Consider the following 17,608-nt stretch of genomic DNA (forward strand, 5'->3'; position numbering starts at 1 on the left):
CTTAGCCGTTGATCACATCCGCGCCCTTAGGCACCGTGAACTTGAACGCATCCGCGGGCAGCGGCGGATTCTTCTGGATGTTCGAGAACGTCAGCAAGGTCACGTTGCCGAACACATCGTGCAGTTCCATGGCTTGCAAATTGCCGTCGCGAAAGCCAATGCCAACGCTTTGGAACTGTGTGTCTTTCGCCTTCGGAATCAGCTCGAGCCAGTCGATGCCAGCCTTCACGCCCGCGTCGCGCAGCGTGAAGTTCTTGTCCAGATCGTTGCTGCCGAACAGGATCGCCGCCGGGCTTGCGCCCAGCGCGCCGCCGAGCGCGCGCACCGTCACCTGGTTCAGGTCCTTGTCGTAGACGTAGAGCTTGTCGCCATCGGCCTGCAGGATCTGTTCATACGGCTTCTCATACGACCAGATGAACTTGCCCGGACGCGCGAACACGAATGTGCCGCTCGACGTGGTGTTTTTCGGCATGACCTGTGCGGCATCGCTTGCGCCTTGTGCCTTGCTCGGCGCGCGAACTTCCTGCTGCACGAAATCGCCGCGTGCCGAATGAACCTGCGCGACAAACGCCTTCAACTGCTCGGTGCCGCTTGCGAACGCCTGCTGCGCGACCAGCAGCGATGCACCGATCGCCACGCTGCCCACGCTGCGCGCAAGCGTTCGGACCAGATGACCCAAGCGGCCAGAATGGGCGCGGGGCCCGGCGTATTGCTGCATATTTTTCTCCCTGAATTGAATCGGACCGAGGTCTGAGGCGGCGCAACGCTGGGTAAGCGTCGCCGCCGGTCTATGTTGGGTGGGCTGCCGTAGCGGCTGCCGGGAAAGGCCCGGCTTCGGAGCCACGGGCCGGCCGGGGCGCTCGCACAGCGGGCGCCACTGGCTTCACTGCCGGCCGCCTACTCGGCTTCCCGCGCGGGCGCCAGAATCTCGCGATTGCCGTTCGACGACATCGCCGACACCAGCCCGGATTGTTCCATTTGCTCGAGCAGGCGGGCGGCGCGGTTATAGCCGATCCGCAAATGCCGCTGCACCAGCGAAATCGACGCACGACGATTCTTGATGACGACTTCCACCGCCTGATCGTATAGAGGGTCCGACTCGCCACCACCTGCGCCAGTTCCCTCGGCGCCTGCAGAACCTTCGTCGCCAGCGCTGGTCACGCCGCCTTCGAGAATGCCCTCGATATAGTTCGGCTCGCCCTGCTCCCTGAGCTTCTCGACGACGCGGTGCACTTCCTCGTCAGAGACGAACGCGCCGTGCACCCGCACGGGCAAGCCGCTGCCGGGCGGCAGATAGAGCATGTCGCCCATGCCGAGCAGCGATTCCGCGCCCTGCTGGTCGAGAATGGTGCGCGAGTCGATCTTCGACGACACCTGGAAGGCCATCCGCGTCGGCACGTTGGCCTTGATCAGGCCAGTAATGACGTCGACGGACGGACGCTGCGTCGCCAGGATCAGGTGGATGCCAGCCGCACGCGCTTTCTGCGCGATCCGCGCGATCAGCTCTTCGACCTTCTTGCCGACCACCATCATCAGGTCGGCCAGTTCGTCGATCACGACCACGATGTTCGGCAGGCGCGTGAGCGGCTCCGGATCGTCCGGCGTCAGGCTGAACGGATTCGGCAGCTTTTCTTCGCGCTTGGCGGCTTCGTCGATCTTGTTGTTGTAGCCGGCAAGGTTACGCACGCCGAGCTTGCTCATCAGCTTGTAGCGGCGCTCCATTTCGGCGACCGCCCAGTTCAGCGCATGTCCGGCCTGGCGCATGTCCGTGACGACCGGACACAGCAAGTGAGGAATACCTTCGTAGACGCTCATTTCGAGCATCTTCGGGTCGATCAGGATCATCCGGACCTGCTCGGCGCTCGCCTTGTAGAGCAGCGACAGGATCATGGCGTTGATCCCCACCGACTTGCCCGAACCGGTCGTGCCGGCCACCAGCAGGTGAGGCATCTTGGCGAGATCGGCGCACACCGGCTTGCCGCCGATGTCCTTGCCGAGGCCCATGGTGAGCGGCGAGGCGGCGTCGGCATACACGGCCGAGCCGAGAATCTCGGAGAGGCTCACGGTCTGACGACGCTGGTTCGGCAACTCCAGCGCCATGAAATTCTTGCCGGGGATGGTTTCGACCACGCGGATCGACACCAGCGACAGCGAGCGCGCCAGATCCTTCGCCAGACCGACAATCTGGCTGCCCTTCACGCCAGTGGCGGGTTCGATTTCGTAGCGCGTGACGACCGGGCCCGGGTAGGCTGCGACCACGCTCACTTCGACGCCGAAGTCCTTCAGCTTCTTTTCGATCAGACGCGAGGTGAACTCGAGCGTATCGGGCGAGATGGTTTCCTGCGCGGCCGGCGCGGCGTCGAGCAGCGAAATGGGCGGCAGCGTGGAATCGCCCGGCAGATCGGTAAAGAGCGGCACCTGGCGCTCTTTCTCGACGCGTTCGGACTTGGCCGGGGTGACCACCGGCGGCACGATCATGACGGGTTCGTGCTCTTCGATCCGCACGCGGCCCTGCTCCACTTTGCCTTCGCGCTTGACGGCGGCGGCCTCACCCAGTTTGCGGTCGCGCCCGGCTTCGCGGCGCAGGCGGGCAAAGGTGACGGCGGAAATGATCGATTCGCCGACCCGTTCAGCCACGGAAAGCCAGGAAAAACGGAAATACAGCGACAAGCCGATGCCGAGCGCCAGCAGGAGCGCGAGCGTGCCGCCCGTGAAGCCGAGCGCGTGCGAAACGCCGCGCGCCACGGCCTCGCCGATCACGCCGCCCGGCGCGCGCGGCAATTGCACTTTGAGGGACCACATCCGCAGCGCCTCGATGCCGTCGCTTGCCAGCAGCACCAGCACGAAGGCGAAAATCTCGGCGAGCCAGCTTGCGTCGCGCGGCTTGTCCTCGGGAGGCTCCTCGTGACGGCTAATGCGCCGATAGTTGGCCGAAATGCTGCGGCCGAGCAGCACCACCCACCAGTAGGCGGACAGGCCGAACAGGAGCAGCAGGATGTCGGAGGTCCAGGCGCCGACGCGGCCGGCCCAGTTGGCGATGCGGTCGACCTGCGCGGCGTGCGTCCAGCTCGGATCGTGCCGGCTGTAGCTGACAAGCGCCATCAGCAGGAAAACGCCGAGCGCGACCTGCAGGATCCAGCGGATTTCGGTGAAGAGGCGCGACATGCGGTGCGGCAATGCCTGCGCGCTCGCGGAATAAGGAGCTTTTGCCATTGATCCTGTTGCGGGTGTGGCCAATCAGCGGCCAAATGCGCGGCCCCAAGCGGTGCTGGGCGCCCGGTCGTGGCCGCCGGGTCGTTCGATCCGGCCTATTGTAAACGCAGTGTCGTGCGCAAGGCTGTAAATGACGGTAACTGGAGCCAGCCGGCGTGGTTTTCGGGCCAAACGGCGGCAACAGGCTATCGGGACGATCAGGAAGCTTCATGAAGCAGCCCCGCTTGCCGACCTTTATAATGCCGGTCTGATACCCATCTACAGATTCAGTTCACGTTCAGCTGTAGCCGCGCGGCCTCGCATGGGCGAGCCGGGCGCTTTTTACGGATTTCGATCATGCCCGCATCCACCACGAAACACGCCAAAGTCCTGATTCTCGGTTCCGGCCCCGCAGGCTATACCGCCGCCGTCTACGCGGCGCGCGCCAACCTGAACCCGGTACTCGTCACGGGTCTGGCCCAGGGCGGTCAGCTGATGACCACGACGGACGTCGAAAACTGGCCGGCCGATGGCAACGGCGTGCAAGGCCCGGAACTGATGCAGCGCTTTCTGGAACACGCTGAGCGCTTCAACACCGAAATCATTTTCGACCACATCCACACGGCGAAGCTCAACGAGAAGCCGATCCGCCTGATTGGCGACTCGGGCGAATACACCTGCGACTCGCTGATCATCGCGACCGGCGCGTCGGCGCAATACCTCGGCCTGCCGTCGGAAGAAGCGTTCATGGGCAAGGGCGTGTCCGCCTGCGCAACCTGCGACGGCTTCTTCTACAAGCAGCAGCACGTGGCGGTGATCGGCGGCGGCAATACGGCGGTCGAGGAAGCCCTCTACCTCGCCGGCATCGCCAAGAAAGTGACGGTGATCCACCGCCGCGACAAGTTCCGCGCCGAGCCGATCCTGATCGACCGTCTGCTGGCGAAGGAAAAGGAAGGCGTCGTCGAGATCAAGTGGAATCATGTACTGGATGAAGTGACGGGCGACCAGTCGGGCGTGACCGGGCTGCGCATCAAGAATACGAAGACCGACGAAACGACGGACATCGCGCTGCAGGGCCTGTTTGTCGCGATTGGCCACAAGCCGAATACGGACATCTTCGAAGGCCAGCTGGAGATGAAGAACGGCTACATCATCACCAACGGCGGGCTGTCGGGCAACGCAACGGGCACCAGTGTGCCGGGCGTGTTTGCCGCCGGCGATGTGCAGGACCACGTCTATCGTCAGGCGATTACCAGCGCCGGCACGGGCTGTATGGCTGCACTGGATGCTCAGCGTTACCTCGAAACCATCGATGAGATGATCGGCGAGCGCGTGATGAGCGCTGAAGCTGAGCGTTGATCGGCGCAAGCAGGCCGGTTTCGTGAAGCGGGAACGGTAAAATGACGCTCGGGCTTCGGCCTGAGCACTTACCGGTTACCGCACGCAACACTCTGGAAAGGGCCGCGGCTGGAAAGCTGGCGGCCCTTTGTGCTTTGATGCGCATCCATCCGATCCGTCCGCCGGATTCGACGCACGGGTGGATACATGGCGCGACCCGCGATCAGGGCGCGCGACGATTGACTTCTCTACCGCTTGTCACCGTTATGGCGAAGAACCTGCCTCACCCTGGCGAACCGAAACGCCCTCGCTCGACGGCCGTTAAGCCAACGCCCGTGCCTGTCACGCCAACCAAACCGCAGATCGAGCCTGCCGCCGGCCTTGCGGGTTTGGGTGCGTTGCGGGCCGCTCTGAAAGGCGACGCCGAGCGGCGCGAGCGCGAACGCGCGGCTGCTGCTCAGGCTCAGCGTGAAGCGTCGGCGGATGCCGATCTATTCCGGCGTGAGATTGGCGCTGTCGCGCCGCTAGTGGTGCCCCCAAGGGTGCCGCCCGCGCGGACCCCGCCCTCGCCCGTGCCGGCGCAGACCAAGCTTGACGAAGAGGCTGTGTTGCACGAGGCGATTTCGGATGAGTTTGATCCGGAGGTTTTGCTTGAGACGGATGAGACGCTTTCGTATTGCCGGCCTGGCATCAGCCAGGAGGTCGTGCGTAAGTTGCGGCGCGGGGCCTGGATTGTGCAGGCTCAGCTGGATCTGCATGGGATGCGCCGTGAAGAGGCGCGTGAGGCGCTGGCCGAGTTTATTCGCGAGTCGGTCAAGCGCGGGTTGCGTTGCCTGCGGGTGATTCATGGCAAGGGGCTGGGGTCGATCGGCAAGGAGCCGGTACTGAAGGGCAAGGTGCGGGCCTGGCTGGTGCAGAAAAACGAGGTCATCGCGTTCTGCCAGGCAAGAGCGCATGACGGCGGTGCGGGGGCGGTGCTCGTGTTGTTGCAGCCGGGGGCGCAGGCGCCCCATACCAAGCCTTGAAGGGGTGTCGTTAATGCATCCGAGGCTCACGCTGGCGCTCACCATCATGGAGGCGCTAGCGATCTTCGCCTATGCGATCTCGGGTTTTATTGAAGCACGCACGCGGCAGCTTGATGCGGTGGGGACTTTTCTGGTGGCGATGGCGACGGCGTTTGGTGGTGGGACCGTGCGCGATGTGTTACTGGAGAGACGGCCGTTTTATTGGGTCGAGCATCAGGAATATGTGATCGCGATCTTTGTGATGTCGCTGTTTGCGCCGATGTTGCTGAGGATGACGTCGAGGCTGTTGTCGGAGCGCGTGTTGCTGGTAGCGGATGCGATTGGGTTGGGGCTCTTTAGCATTTCCGGTACTTCGCTGGCGCTCGATGCGCAGATGCCTTGGTTCACGTCGGTGATTCTCGGTGTGTTGACCGGGGTATTTGGCGGTGTGATTCGCGACGTGCTTTGCAACGAAGTGCCGCTGATTTTGAAGGATTCGCGGCCGTATGCGACCTGCGCGTTTGTTGGGTGCTGGTTGTATCTGCTGCTTGATTACTTCAACTTCGATAGCGTTTATAGCGTGCTTATCTCCACAGGGTTCATCCTGCTCACGCGGCTTGTCACGTTCAAATTCAACATACGTCTGCCGCATTGAGCGGCACCCATTTTTACCTCCTACCAACTGCCGGCATATGAAACCTCGCGTGCCTGCCAGATTTCTCCACCGCAGCGATCAGCTCGCGAGTCGCACGCGAAGTCGTATTCGCGAACGCATAGAACTGCACGTCGGGCAGGGCAGGCATTCCATCGGACACGGTCAATACACGCAGCCCGTCGCGTAGCTGACTGCGTGCAACGGGTGTCACAGCCAAACCAGCGTGCGCCGCGGACAGGCAGCCCGCCATGCTGCCGCTCTCGAATACTACTCGCCATGACTTCCCAACATGGGTCAGTGCGGCAATAGCCGCCTCACGATAGGCGCAGGGCTCGGGGAAGACCGCGATGGGTATTTCGTCGTCGGGGTCGAAGGCAGTTCCAGCATCGAATGCCCACACCAGTTCCTCCCCCCAGAGCAGCATTCCGTTGCCTGGCATCCGCGCGCATTGCTTGCCAAACACAACATCGAAATGACCTCGCTGAAGCTCGTTCACCAGATCGGCGGTCACCCCCACTTTCAGTTCTACAGATGCGCCAGGGTGCGTGCGCCGGAACATCTGCAAAATGCCAGGTAGCCACGCCCCGGTGAAGTCCTCCGATGCGCCGATTCGCAGACGCTCGGCCGTATGCGCATCGCGAAGGCGAGCACGTACTTCCCGCTCCAGATTGACGATGTTGCGTGCGTAGGTGTACAGCATTTCACCCGCCGGCGTCAGCCGAAAGCTGCGGGTCGTTCGCAACAGCAAAGGCGTTCCCGCCGCCTGTTCAAGGCGCTTGATATGGCCGCTGACCGCAGGCGCAGTCAAGGCCAGTTGGTCTGCAGCGAGCGCAAAGCCGCCCGTGTCGACGACCTCAAGAAAGGTCCGCAACAGGACCAGTTCCAACCCGGCGGCGCGCGATTCGATGTTCACTGTGGCACCAGAATTTATTTTAAAACGTGAACAATATCACCACACTCTTCACGAATTCGCTAGCAAAAATAACCTAATCTGAACGCTTCGACACTGAGCTTCGACGTTGGTCGCGGGAGAACACGATGATGGAATACTCGTTCGTCAGCACGCCGCTGCTGGAGGTGGGTTACCTGGAATGGAACCCCGCCGGAGAACGCACCGCGGTACTGGTCCACGGCTGGCCAGACAGTCCGGAAGGGTGGCAACAAGTTGCAGGGCATCTGGCGAAGGCCGGTTATCGGGTCTTATGCCCTGCTTTGCGCGGCTTCGGACCGACACGCTTTCATAGCGCGGACACGCCGCGCAGCGGTCAACTCGCGGCGCTTGGGCGCGATCTGCTGGAATTTATCGACGCCCTGGATTTGCATCGGCCCATTCTGGTCGGGCATGACTGGGGAGCACGCGCCGTAGCCAACGCCAGCGGCTTGCGTGAGGGAGCAGGATCCCATCTGGTGATGCTTTCGGTTGGCTATGGCACAAACGATCCGCAACAGCCGCTGACTTTCTTGCAGGCGCGCAACTACTGGTATCACTGGTTCATGGCCACCCCGCGAGGGCAACGCGCCGTCGAAGAGGATAGACGCGGTTTCACGCGACTGATGTGGGATACGTGGTCTCCTGCCAACTGGTACACGGAAGACGATTACGAGCAGGCAGCGGCAGCGTTCGACAATCCAGACTGGGCTAACGTTGTGTTGCACTCCTATCGACATAGATGGGGCTTTGTGCCTGGTGATCCTTCATCTGCGCAGGACGAGGCCCGCTTGAATCCGGCTCCCGTGTTGTCGGTTCCCACCTTGGTTCTGCATGGCGATGCAGACGCCTGCAATCATCCGGATAGCTCTGCCGGCAAGGAGCGCTTTTTCACCGGACCCTATCAGCGCGAACTGCTCAAGCACATCGGTCATTTTCCGCAGAGAGAAGCGCCGGATGAAGTTGCGAGTGCCATCGTGGATTTTTGCGGCCGGGGTTCGTAGCGGAGCAAGCCACAGAGAAAGGCAAAGCCCCATGCATCTCACAACGCATGGGGCTTTGTCGCTTTGGTCGAGGTGACAGCTAGTGCCTACGCAATCCGCTCTTCATTAGCCGGATCAAACAACACCGCCTTCGACACATCAAACAACAGCGTCATATTGCTCAGCGGCTGCGGATTCGAAGCCGGGTGCACGCGGCTCACCACGCGCTTGCCATTAACCTCAGCAAACACCAAAGTATCCGGCCCAGTAGGCTCGATCACATCAATCTTGACTTCGATCGGCTGCAACTGCGCGTCTTCAACGTTATGCGCGCTACGAGCGTCGGTGATGCGCTCAGGCCGCAGGCCCAGGATAACTTCCTTGCCCACATGCCCCTTAACCTTGGCCGAGGTAAAAGGCAGATTGAGAACCGAACGCTTGATCCCCGTATCGATCTCGACGCCAACACCCGAACCCTGCTCAACCAGCTTGCCCTGGATGAAGTTCATCGGCGGCGCGCCAATAAACCCAGCCACGAAGAGGTTCGCAGGCGAATCATAAATCTCCTGCGGTGCGCCGAACTGCTGCACGACGCCATCCTTCATCACCGCAATCCGATCGCCCAGCGTCATCGCTTCGATCTGATCGTGCGTCACATAAACGATGGTGGTCCCAAGACGCTGATGCAGCAACTTGATCTCAGAGCGCATCTCGATCCGCAGCTTCGCATCCAGGTTCGACAACGGCTCATCGAACAGGAACATCACCGGATCGCGTGCCAGCGCACGGCCCATTGCCACGCGCTGCCGCTGACCACCGGAGAGCTGCCCCGGCTTGCGATCCAGCAAATGCTGAATCTGCAGCATGCTCGATACGCGATCGACAATCTGCGCCTGCTCATCCTTAGGCACCTTGCGGATACCCAAGCCAAACGAAATATTGTCCCGCACCGTCATGGACGGATACAGCGCGTACGACTGGAACACCATCGCGATATCGCGATCCTTCGGCGACAGGTTGTTCACCGTCTTGCCGTCGATCTGGATCTCGCCCTTCGTCACGGTCTCGAGACCGGCGATCATGTTGAGCAGCGTCGACTTACCGCAGCCCGAGCCGCCCACCAGAATCAGGAACTGGCCGTCTTCGATGTCGATGTTGACACCCTTCAGGACCGGCACCCCGTTCGGGTAGGTCTTGTACACGTCACGGATGGAAAGGCTTGCCATGCTGTGAATCCTCTTGTCTCTGGTACAGCTTCAGGTGCGTCGCACTCAGGCGGCGCTGGCCGGATGCCGGTTCGCACCGCAGCGGCCACCCGGCGCGCTGCGGCAATCGTTTTGGGTTAGCCCTTCACTGCGCCTGCCGTCAGGCCGCGCACGAAGTATCGGCCGGCGATGATGTAGACGAGCAACGTAGGCAGCGCCGCGATAATTGCGCCTGCCATGTCGACGTTGTATTCCTTCACACCGGTCGACGTATTCACGAGGTTGTTCAACGCCACCGTGATCGGCATCGAATCGACACCCGAGAACACGATACCGAACAGGAAGTCATTCCAGATCTGCGTGAATTGCCAGATCAGGCAGACCATGAAAATCGGCAGCGACACCGGCAGCAGAATCTTCGTGAAGATCAGGAAGAAGCCAGCACCATCGATACGCGCCGCTTTCACCAGCTCCGCCGGAATGCTGACGTAGAAGTTGCGGAAGAACATCGTTGTGAACGCAATGCCGTACACCACGTGCACCAGCACCAGTCCGCCTACCGTATTCGACAGGCCGAGGAAGCCTTCAAAACGCGCCATCGGCAACAGGATTGCCTGGAACGGAATGAAACAGCCCACCAGCAGCATCGTGAACACGATGTCGGCGCCACGGAAGCGCCAGTGCGTCAGCACGTAACCATTGAACGCGCCGATGATCGACGAGATGAGCACGGCCGGAATCACCATGCGCACCGAGTTCATGAAGAACGGTTCCATACCGTCGCAACGCACGCCGGTACACGCCTGGCTCCATGCCTTGATCCACGGCGCGAACGTCGGGTGCGAGGGCGGCGTCAGCAGGTTGCCGGTGCGCAGTTGATCGATGTCCTTGAAGGACGTCGACAGCATCACGTACAGCGGGAACAGGAAGTACAACGCAAACAGAATCAAGGCCGCATAAATGACGGCACGGCTGATCGTCATCTTAGGCTGCATTACGCGTGCTCCTCGATTCCATATACATCAGCGGCACGAGCACGGCCACGACGGTTGCGAGCATCATCATCGACGACGCTGCGCCGACGCCCAGTTGCCCGCGGTTAAACGAAAACGTGTACATGAACATCGCGGGCAGCGACGACGAGGTACCCGGGCCACCCGCCGTCAACGCGACGACGAGGTCAAAGGTCTTGATCGTGATGTGGCAGAGAATCAGCAGTACCGAGAAAAACACCGGCCGCATGCTTGGAATCACGATCCGGCGGTAAATAGTGGGCAGCGTTGCGCCATCCACTTGTGCCGCCTTGAAAATTTCCGCATCCACACCGCGCAGGCCGGCGAGGAACAGCGCCATCACGAAGCCCGTCGATTGCCAGACGGCCGCGATCACGATACAGAAAATCGCGCGATCCGGATTGTCGAGCCAGTCGAACTGGAAGCTCGTCCAGCCCCAGTCGTGCAACACCTTTTGCATGCCGAGATTGGGGTTGAGAATCCATTGCCATGCCGTGCCGGTCACGATGAACGACAGTGCCATCGGATACAGGAACACCGCACGCAAAGCGCCTTCGTTGCGGATCTGCTGATCGAGCAGGATGGCGAGGAAGAGGCCCAGGCCCACGCAGATCGCGATGAACGGAATGCCGAACCAGCCGAGGTTAGCTGCCGAGGTCCACCACACATCGTTATCGAACAGCTCGCGATAACGGTCGAGGCCGACAAAATCGTAGCGTGGCATCAGCCGCGAATTCGACAGCGACAGATAACCGGTTAGAAAGATGAAGCCGTAAACGAAGACCAGGCTGATCACGATGCTGGGAGAAAGCACCAGCTTCGGAATCCAGCGGTCGGCGAGCGCCGCCATGGGCGACGTGCGGCGGGTCACGGAGGCCGTGGATTTCCCGTTTCCGCTAAGAGAAGCAGTCACTACTCGACTCCTGAAACTGTGCTGCCCGCCACTGCGCAAGCAATGCGCAACGCTGGACCGGCATAGGCTGTGACTCTGGGTAAACCTTCATGCTCAAGGGGGCGCCCGGCAACGCGTGGAGTCGCAACCGGGCGCTTTGCTACTGGACTTACTTCGTCTTCGCAGCCTTCGCGAGCGCTGCAACTGCGGTCTTCGAATCCTGATCCGAGTTCATGAACTTCGTCACGACGTCGGTGATGGCGCCCGCCGTTGCGTCCGGCTGAGCCATGCCGTGCGCGAGCGACGGAACATAACCGCCAGCCTTGATGGCCGTTTGCTCATCCGCGTACGACTGCTTGCCGCAAGCGTCGAACTTGTCCATGTTCACACCCAGACGAACCGGAATCGAACCCTTGTACAGGCTGAACTGCTCCTGGAAGTCCGGGCTCATGATCGTCTTGGCCAGCGCCAGTTGACCCGGCGTTGCATCCTTCGCGCCCTTCTGCTGGAAGAACACGAACGAGTCGACGTTGAACGTGTACGACTTCGAGGTGCCCGGCACCGGTGCGCAGATATAGTCCGTACCCGGCTGCTTGTTCGCGTTCGCGAACTCGCCCTTCGCCCAGTCGCCCATGAACTGCATGCCGGCCTTGCCGTTGATGACCATGGCCGTTGCGAGGTTCCAGTCGCGGCCGGTACGGCCGTTGTCCATGTACGACTCGATCTTGCGGACCGTGTCGAACACGCCGACCATCTGTTGCGACGTCAGGGTCTTCTGGTCGAGGTCGACCAGCGCCTTCTTGTAGAAGTCAGCGCCTTGCGACAGCACCACGTCTTCCCACAGCGTCAGGTCTTGCCACGGTTGTCCGCCAGCTGCGACCGGCTGGATGCCGGCAGCCTTCAGCTTGTCAGCCACGGCGAAGAATTCCGGCCACGTGGTAGGCGGCTTTGCGCCAACCTTGTCCAGGGCTGCCTTGTTGATCCAGATCCAGTTCACGCGGTGCACCGAGAACGGTGCTGCGACGTAGTGGCCGTCAGCGTGCATGATCTTGTCGATCTGCGGCGGCAGGTTCTTCTTCCAGTCACCCGCGACCGAATCGATCGGCACCAGCACGCCCTGCTCCGCCCATTCCTGGATCAGCGGACCCTTGATCTGCGCAGCGCTCGGCGCATTGCCCGAGATCACCTGCGTCTTGAGTGCCGTCATGGCCGCCGCACCTGCGCCGCCCGCAACCGCGAAGTCCTTCCAGGTGTAGCCCTGCTTCTGCATGTCATCTTTCAGCACGCCGACGGCCTTCGATTCGCCGCCTGACGTCCACCAGTGCAGCACTTCGATCGACTCGGCAGCTTGCACTGCGGATACGCCACACATCAGACCTGCGGCGCACAGAGCGCCCATGATCGCGCGGAATTTCATTGCTTATCTCCTCCAGACACCTGAACAAAAAACGAATGGCCCCTGATTCTCCAGGGTGCTGTGGTTGGTTCAAACAGGCAAAACACTGGGCGATCGAGCTTCGGGCAAGCGCATGCGCGTGCATGTGCCGGCGAGCCGTCGTTCGGCCGCTGGAAGCTCAGAAGATGAGTGGTTCGGGATGCAACTGACTGTCTCCTCTTTTGATTTTTGCCTGCCCGCGTCGCGCGCGGCAGACTCGAGGTGCCTCACACGTTAACCCTGATACCGCGCCGCTGTGAGCCGCCGCCAAGGCAGCCAGCACATGCAAAAACGCAATGTCCATTAACATGAAGGGGACGCCTGCCGATTCGGGAAAACGCGCATCTTGCTTCGCTGCGCACGCTTTTTTCATCGAATTAGCGCTACCTCTTGATTTGGATTGTAGTTAAACTACAATTCAGTGTCAAAAAAAATTTTATCGGACTACGGTCGCTCCGGGCGGCCCCTGGACATCGACGGAGACTCATGTTTACGGACTCAAGCTTCACCTTCGTTCTCTTCGGCGGAACTGGCGATCTGTCGATGCGCAAGATCCTCCCGGCACTGTATGAAGCACACCGTGCAGGCATGCTGGCGGAAAGCGGCAAGATCGTCGCTGTAGCGCGTCACATGGAAGATCGCGCGGACTATCTTGAGTGGGTCATTGAACACGTCAAGCCGTACGTCTCGAAGAACGGTCTCGACGAAAGCGCCTGGGCCGGTTTCCTTGAACGCATCCAGTTCGTCAAGCTCGACCTGGGCAAACCCGAAGACTTCGCGCTGCTGCGCGATGCGGTCGCCGGCCTGCCTGGCATCCGCGTGTTTTATCTCGCCACGGGCCCTTCGCTGTTCGTGCCGATCTGCCGCGCGCTCGCCGCTGTCGGCCTCAATACGAATTCGCGCATCGTGCTGGAAAAGCCGCTCGGCTACGACCTGAAGTCGTCCAACGCGATCAACGACGCAGTGGGCGAAATCTTCGCCGAAGAACAGATCTACCGGATCGACCACTACCTCGGCAAAGAGCCGGTGCAGAACCTGCTGGCGCTGCGCTTCGGCAATGCCCTGTTCGAACCGCTGTGGCGCCGCGAGTGGGTGGAAAGTATCCAGATCACGATCGCGGAAGAACTGGGCGTAGAAGCGCGCGGCGACTTCTACGACAATACCGGCGCGCTGCGCGACATGGTGCAGAACCATTTGCTGCAGTTGCTCTCGATTGTGGCGATGGAACCGCCGCATTCGATGGATTCGGATTCCGTGCGCGACGAAAAGCTGCGCGTGCTGCGGGCACTGAAACCCATCGATCCGCGCGACATCGGCAAGGTCGCTGTGCGCGGCCAGTATCATTCGGGCGTAATCCGCGGCACGTCGGTGCCGGCTTACGCGACCGAGCCTGGCGTCAAGGCGAACTCCAACACCGAGACCTTCGTCGCACTGAAGGTGGAAATCGAAAACTGGCGTTGGGCCGGCGTGCCGTTTTTCCTGCGCACCGGCAAGCGCCTGGCCGACCGCGTCGCCGAGATCGTGGTGAATTTCCGTGCGGTGCCGCATTCGGCGCTTGGGCCGACGGCCTTGCGTCCGGGCGCGAACCGGCTGGTGATCCGGCTGCAACCGAATGAAACGATTCGTCTGTATTGCCTCGCCAAGCAACCCGGCGAGGGCATGAATCTCGCCAGCGTCCACCTCGACCTCGCGTTCGACCAGTTCTTCCGCGAAGGGCAGATGGAGGCTTATCAGCGCCTGTTGCTCGACGTGATCAACGGGCGCCTCGCGCTGTTTGTGCGGCGCGACGAGCAGGAGGCCGCATGGCGCTGGGTAGAACCGATCCTGAACGAATGGGCAGCCGCTAACAAGCCGCCCAAGCCATACGCAGCAGGCACGTGGGGGCCGGCGGCCTCCAGCGCGATGCTGGCGCAGCACGGCACGTACTGGCTGGAAGAAGAAAACTGAAATGCGGCGGCGCAGCGCGACAGGAAGACCGCGCCGCGTCCGCCGTGTGCATGACACCGATGGACTGAACGGGGTGGCGCCGTAACGGCAAAGGCAATGGCAGCGAGCGGGATTGGTGTTCCGCGGGCAGCCTTTGCCAAACGTGACGGCATATTCCGCAGACCCAACAAAAAAGCAGTACGGAGGAGAAGTGATCGAGCTTCACGCTTTCGACGACCCGCGCGCCCAATCGGACGCGCTGGCGAAAGCGGTGGGCGACGCATTACAAGCGTCCCTTGCCGCTAAGGCAACCGCCGCCACTGGCGCGGACCACGTCACGCTTGCAGTGTCGGGCGGCAGCAGTCCGCGTCCGTTCCTGCAGACCTTGTCTACGCAACCGTTCGACTGGGCGCGCATTGCCGTGACGCTGGTCGACGACCGTTGGGTTCCCGAAACGGACAGCGCGAGCAATTCGCGTTTTGCGCACGAGACGCTGCTGCAGAACGCCGCGCAGGGCGCCGCTTTCTGGCCGCTGGTGGATACGACCCAATCGCTCGAAGCGCACGTTGCCGCGCTGAACGCCGACCCACGCCGCACGCTGCCGGATGTCGCCGTGCTCGGCATGGGCGAGGACGGCCACACGGCGTCGATCTTCGCGGACGCGCCGGAGTGGGACTTCGCCATCACGACACCCGAGCGCTTTGTCGCGGTACATCCGGGCAGCGCGCCGCATGCACGGGTGAGCTGGTCGATGTCCGCGTTGAAGCAGATGGGCCGCCTGTTTCTGTTGATTGCAGGACCGCGCAAGCTGGACGTGCTGAATGCCGCCGCCGCTGCGCCACAAAAAAATGCCATCTCAAAGCTGGCAAACGACAAGGGAGTGAGACTCGATGTCTACTGGTGTGAAAAGTAACGCTGTCCCGGGTGCGGGTCAGCACGCCGACGGACCGCGGCTCCTGGCCGACATCGGCGGCACCAATGCGCGTTTTGCACTGGAGACCGGACCAGGCGAGATTGGCCAGGTACAGGTGTATCCGTGCGCCGACTACCCGGGCGTCGCCGAAGTCATCAAGAAGTACCTGAAGGACACGAAGATCGGCCGCGTGAACCACGCGGCGATTGCGATTGCGAACCCGGTCGACGGCGACCAGGTCAGCATGACCAACCACGACTGGACCTTTTCGATCGAAGCCACGCGCCGCGCGCTGGGCTTCGACACACTGCTGGTCGTCAACGACTTCACGGCGCTGGCGATGGCATTGCCGGGCCTGACCGACTCGCAGCGCGTGCAGGTGGGCGGCGGTGCACGCCGGCCCAACAGCGTGATCGGTCTGCTGGGTCCGGGCACGGGCCTCGGCGTTTCCGGCCTGATTCCGGCTGACGACCGCTGGATTGCGCTGGGCAGCGAAGGCGGCCACGCCACTTTCGCGCCGGCTGACGAGCGCGAAGATCTGGTGCTGCAGTACGCCCGTAAAAAGTGGTCGCACGTGTCGTTCGAACGCGTTTGCGCGGGCCCAGGCATCGAGGTGATTTACCGGGCACTGGCAGCGCGCGACAAGAAGCGCGTACCGGCCAACTTCGACACGTCCGAAGTGGTCAAGCGTGCGCTCGACGGCGAGCCGCTGGCGGCGGAATCGGTGGATGTGTTCTGCGGCATTCTCGGCACATTCGCCGGCAACATTGCGGTGACGCTGGGTTCATTGGGCGGCATCTACATTGGCGGTGGCGTCGTGCCGCGCCTTGGCGAAGTCTTTGCGCGCTCGTCGTTCCGTAAGCGCTTTGAGGCGAAGGGGCGCTTCGAGACCTATCTGCAGAACGTGCCGACCTACGTGATCACGGCGGAGTACCCGGCATTCCTCGGCGTCTCGGCGATCCTGGCGGAGCAACTGTCGAATCGCGCGGGCGGAAGCTCTTCCGCGGTGTTCGAGCGGATCCGCCAGATGCGTGACGCGTTGACGCCGGCCGAGCGCCGCGTGGCGGATCTGGCCTTGAATCATCCGCGATCGATCATTAACGATCCGATTGTGGACATTGCGCGCAAAGCGGACGTGAGCCAGCCGACGGTGATCCGTTTTTGCCGCTCGCTGGGCTGCCAAGGGTTGTCCGATTTCAAGCTGAAACTGGCGACGGGGTTGACGGGAACGATTCCGGTAAGCCACAGCCAGGTTCATCTGGGTGATACGGCGACGGACTTCGGCGCGAAGGTGCTGGACAACACGATCTCTGCGATTTTGCAGTTGCGTGAGCATTTGAATTTCGAGCATGTCGAGCGGGCGATCGATTTGTTGAACGGCGCGCGGCGGATCGAGTTTTATGGGCTCGGCAATTCGAACATCGTCGCGCAGGATGCGCATTACAAGTTCTTCCGGTTTGGCATTCCTACGATTGCTTATGGCGATCTGTACATGCAGGCGGCGTCGGCGGCGCTGCTTGGCAAGGGGGATGTGATTGTTGCGGTGTCGAAGTCAGGGCGTGCGCCTGAGTTGCTGCGGGTGCTGGATGTAGCGATGCAGGCTGGGGCGCAGGTGATTGCGATTACTTCTAGCAATACGCCGTTGGCTAAGCGCGCTACGGTGGCGCTGGAGACTGATCACATTGAGATTCGTGAGTCGCAGCTTTCTATGATTTCGCGGATTTTGCATCTGGTGATGATAGATATTCTTGCCGTTGGGGTCGCCATTCGGCGGGCTTTGCCTAGTGAGGATGTGGCTGAAGCCGTCGCTAAGGTGCGTGGTGGCGCGGATGATGATGCTACTGCGGTGCTTGATTGGTTAAGTCATGGGGCCGCTTCTTCGGCGCGGGATTAAGTGGTTTTTTTGCCTGCGGCGCTTGGCGTTGTTCTTAGGGCGTTGGCCTTTCCTTGTATTCTTAGTGGTCTATTAGCTTCGCCCCTGTGCGGGGCGGCACCTACTTTCTTTGCCGCCGCAAAGAAAGTAGGCAAAGAAAGCGGGCTCACACCGCCAGCTCGTAGTGAGCCGTCTTCGTACTTGATCCGGGAACGGCCCTAAACGAGACCTGCCGTCGCATTTCTCACGTT

At 61.5% G+C, this 17,608-nt stretch carries 14 protein-coding genes; 7 read left to right on the plus strand and 7 right to left on the minus strand.

Features of this window, described 5'->3' with window-relative positions:
- Position 1: 1 nt before the first annotated feature.
- Both lolA and BLQ92_RS12355 read right to left on the minus strand, forming a co-directional pair.
- A complete protein-coding gene (gene lolA, locus BLQ92_RS12350) occupies positions 2 to 718 on the minus strand; it encodes an outer membrane lipoprotein chaperone LolA (RefSeq protein ID WP_090684736.1) in 717 nt (238 codons plus the stop codon).
- A 179-nt stretch (positions 719 to 897) separates the two neighbouring features.
- On the minus strand, positions 898 to 3,213 hold the full coding sequence (locus BLQ92_RS12355; protein ID WP_090684739.1) for a DNA translocase FtsK: 2,316 nt from the start codon (positions 3,211 to 3,213) through the stop codon (positions 898 to 900).
- 336 nt (positions 3,214 to 3,549) lie between these two features.
- On the opposite strand from BLQ92_RS12355, the gene trxB reads away from it, so the two are divergent.
- The 3 genes from trxB (at position 3,550) to BLQ92_RS12370 (ending at position 6,189) form a co-directional block, all read left to right on the plus strand.
- A complete protein-coding gene (gene trxB, locus BLQ92_RS12360; RefSeq protein WP_090684742.1) occupies positions 3,550 to 4,551 on the plus strand; it encodes a thioredoxin-disulfide reductase in 1,002 nt (333 codons plus the stop codon).
- Positions 4,552 to 4,796: 245 nt separating this feature from the next.
- Positions 4,797 to 5,555 (plus strand): Smr/MutS family protein, encoded by a 759-nt coding sequence (locus BLQ92_RS12365; protein ID WP_090684744.1) that lies wholly within the window; start codon positions 4,797 to 4,799, stop codon positions 5,553 to 5,555.
- Positions 5,556 to 5,568: 13 nt separating this feature from the next.
- Positions 5,569 to 6,189, plus strand: coding sequence for a trimeric intracellular cation channel family protein (locus tag BLQ92_RS12370; RefSeq protein ID WP_090684746.1), 621 nt, complete (start codon positions 5,569 to 5,571; stop codon positions 6,187 to 6,189).
- Positions 6,190 to 6,202: 13 nt separating this feature from the next.
- Here the strand turns inward: BLQ92_RS12370 and BLQ92_RS12375 are convergent, their stop codons facing one another.
- The gene (locus tag BLQ92_RS12375; protein WP_090684748.1) at positions 6,203 to 7,102 is read right to left on the minus strand and encodes a LysR family transcriptional regulator; all 900 of its coding nucleotides are present in this window, start codon (positions 7,100 to 7,102) and stop codon (positions 6,203 to 6,205) included.
- Between the two features lie 125 nt (positions 7,103 to 7,227).
- On the opposite strand from BLQ92_RS12375, the gene BLQ92_RS12380 reads away from it, so the two are divergent.
- Positions 7,228 to 8,121, plus strand: coding sequence for an alpha/beta fold hydrolase (locus BLQ92_RS12380; protein ID WP_090684750.1), 894 nt, complete (start codon positions 7,228 to 7,230; stop codon positions 8,119 to 8,121).
- Positions 8,122 to 8,207: 86 nt separating this feature from the next.
- Here the strand turns inward: BLQ92_RS12380 and BLQ92_RS12385 are convergent, their stop codons facing one another.
- The 4 genes from BLQ92_RS12385 to BLQ92_RS12400 all read right to left on the minus strand — a co-directional run bounded on the left by BLQ92_RS12385 (position 8,208) and on the right by BLQ92_RS12400 (position 12,627).
- Complete coding sequence (locus BLQ92_RS12385; RefSeq protein WP_090684752.1) at positions 8,208 to 9,326, minus strand: ABC transporter ATP-binding protein; 1,119 nt, start codon at positions 9,324 to 9,326, stop codon at positions 8,208 to 8,210.
- A 116-nt stretch (positions 9,327 to 9,442) separates the two neighbouring features.
- Positions 9,443 to 10,300 (minus strand): carbohydrate ABC transporter permease, encoded by an 858-nt coding sequence (locus tag BLQ92_RS12390; RefSeq protein WP_090684754.1) that lies wholly within the window; start codon positions 10,298 to 10,300, stop codon positions 9,443 to 9,445.
- Positions 10,290 to 11,231 carry a carbohydrate ABC transporter permease gene (locus BLQ92_RS12395; protein ID WP_090684756.1) on the minus strand — a complete coding sequence of 314 codons (942 nt, stop codon included), beginning with the start codon at positions 11,229 to 11,231 and terminating at the stop codon, positions 10,290 to 10,292. Before BLQ92_RS12395 ends, BLQ92_RS12390 begins: the two co-directional genes overlap by 11 nt.
- Positions 11,232 to 11,379: 148 nt before the next feature.
- Entirely contained in the window at positions 11,380 to 12,627 is a 1,248-nt protein-coding gene (locus BLQ92_RS12400; RefSeq protein WP_090684758.1) for an ABC transporter substrate-binding protein, read from the minus strand.
- A gap of 504 nt (positions 12,628 to 13,131) precedes the next feature.
- Here BLQ92_RS12400 and zwf point away from each other — a divergent pair.
- The 3 genes from zwf (at position 13,132) to BLQ92_RS12415 (ending at position 17,378) form a co-directional block, all read left to right on the plus strand.
- Positions 13,132 to 14,592, plus strand: a complete 1,461-nt coding sequence (zwf, locus tag BLQ92_RS12405; protein WP_090684761.1) for a glucose-6-phosphate dehydrogenase — start codon at positions 13,132 to 13,134, stop codon at positions 14,590 to 14,592.
- A 190-nt stretch (positions 14,593 to 14,782) separates the two neighbouring features.
- Positions 14,783 to 15,484, plus strand: coding sequence for a 6-phosphogluconolactonase (gene pgl / locus BLQ92_RS12410; RefSeq protein ID WP_090684865.1), 702 nt, complete (start codon positions 14,783 to 14,785; stop codon positions 15,482 to 15,484).
- Positions 15,462 to 17,378 carry a bifunctional transcriptional regulator/glucokinase gene (locus BLQ92_RS12415; protein WP_090684763.1) on the plus strand — a complete coding sequence of 639 codons (1,917 nt, stop codon included), beginning with the start codon at positions 15,462 to 15,464 and terminating at the stop codon, positions 17,376 to 17,378. Before pgl ends, BLQ92_RS12415 begins: the two co-directional genes overlap by 23 nt.
- Positions 17,379 to 17,608 lie beyond the last annotated feature (230 nt).

This window comes from Paraburkholderia phenazinium, from assembly GCF_900100735.1.
Lineage (GTDB): Bacteria > Pseudomonadota > Gammaproteobacteria > Burkholderiales > Burkholderiaceae > Paraburkholderia > Paraburkholderia phenazinia.

Coding starts and splice junctions, on each gene's coding strand:
- BLQ92_RS12370 (WP_090684746.1), top strand. CDS start 5,569: ATGCATCCGAGGCTCACGCTGGCGCTCACCATCATGGAGGCGCTAGCG.
- BLQ92_RS12400 (WP_090684758.1), bottom strand. CDS start 12,627: ATGAAATTCCGCGCGATCATGGGCGCTCTGTGCGCCGCAGGTCTGATG.
- BLQ92_RS12365 (WP_090684744.1), top strand. CDS start 4,797: ATGGCGAAGAACCTGCCTCACCCTGGCGAACCGAAACGCCCTCGCTCG.
- BLQ92_RS12380 (WP_090684750.1), top strand. CDS start 7,228: ATGATGGAATACTCGTTCGTCAGCACGCCGCTGCTGGAGGTGGGTTAC.
- BLQ92_RS12415 (WP_090684763.1), top strand. CDS start 15,462: ATGTCTACTGGTGTGAAAAGTAACGCTGTCCCGGGTGCGGGTCAGCAC.
- BLQ92_RS12390 (WP_090684754.1), bottom strand. CDS start 10,300: ATGCAGCCTAAGATGACGATCAGCCGTGCCGTCATTTATGCGGCCTTG.
- zwf (WP_090684761.1), top strand. CDS start 13,132: ATGTTTACGGACTCAAGCTTCACCTTCGTTCTCTTCGGCGGAACTGGC.
- trxB (WP_090684742.1), top strand. CDS start 3,550: ATGCCCGCATCCACCACGAAACACGCCAAAGTCCTGATTCTCGGTTCC.
- BLQ92_RS12355 (WP_090684739.1), bottom strand. CDS start 3,213: ATGGCAAAAGCTCCTTATTCCGCGAGCGCGCAGGCATTGCCGCACCGC.
- BLQ92_RS12385 (WP_090684752.1), bottom strand. CDS start 9,326: ATGGCAAGCCTTTCCATCCGTGACGTGTACAAGACCTACCCGAACGGG.
- lolA (WP_090684736.1), bottom strand. CDS start 718: ATGCAGCAATACGCCGGGCCCCGCGCCCATTCTGGCCGCTTGGGTCAT.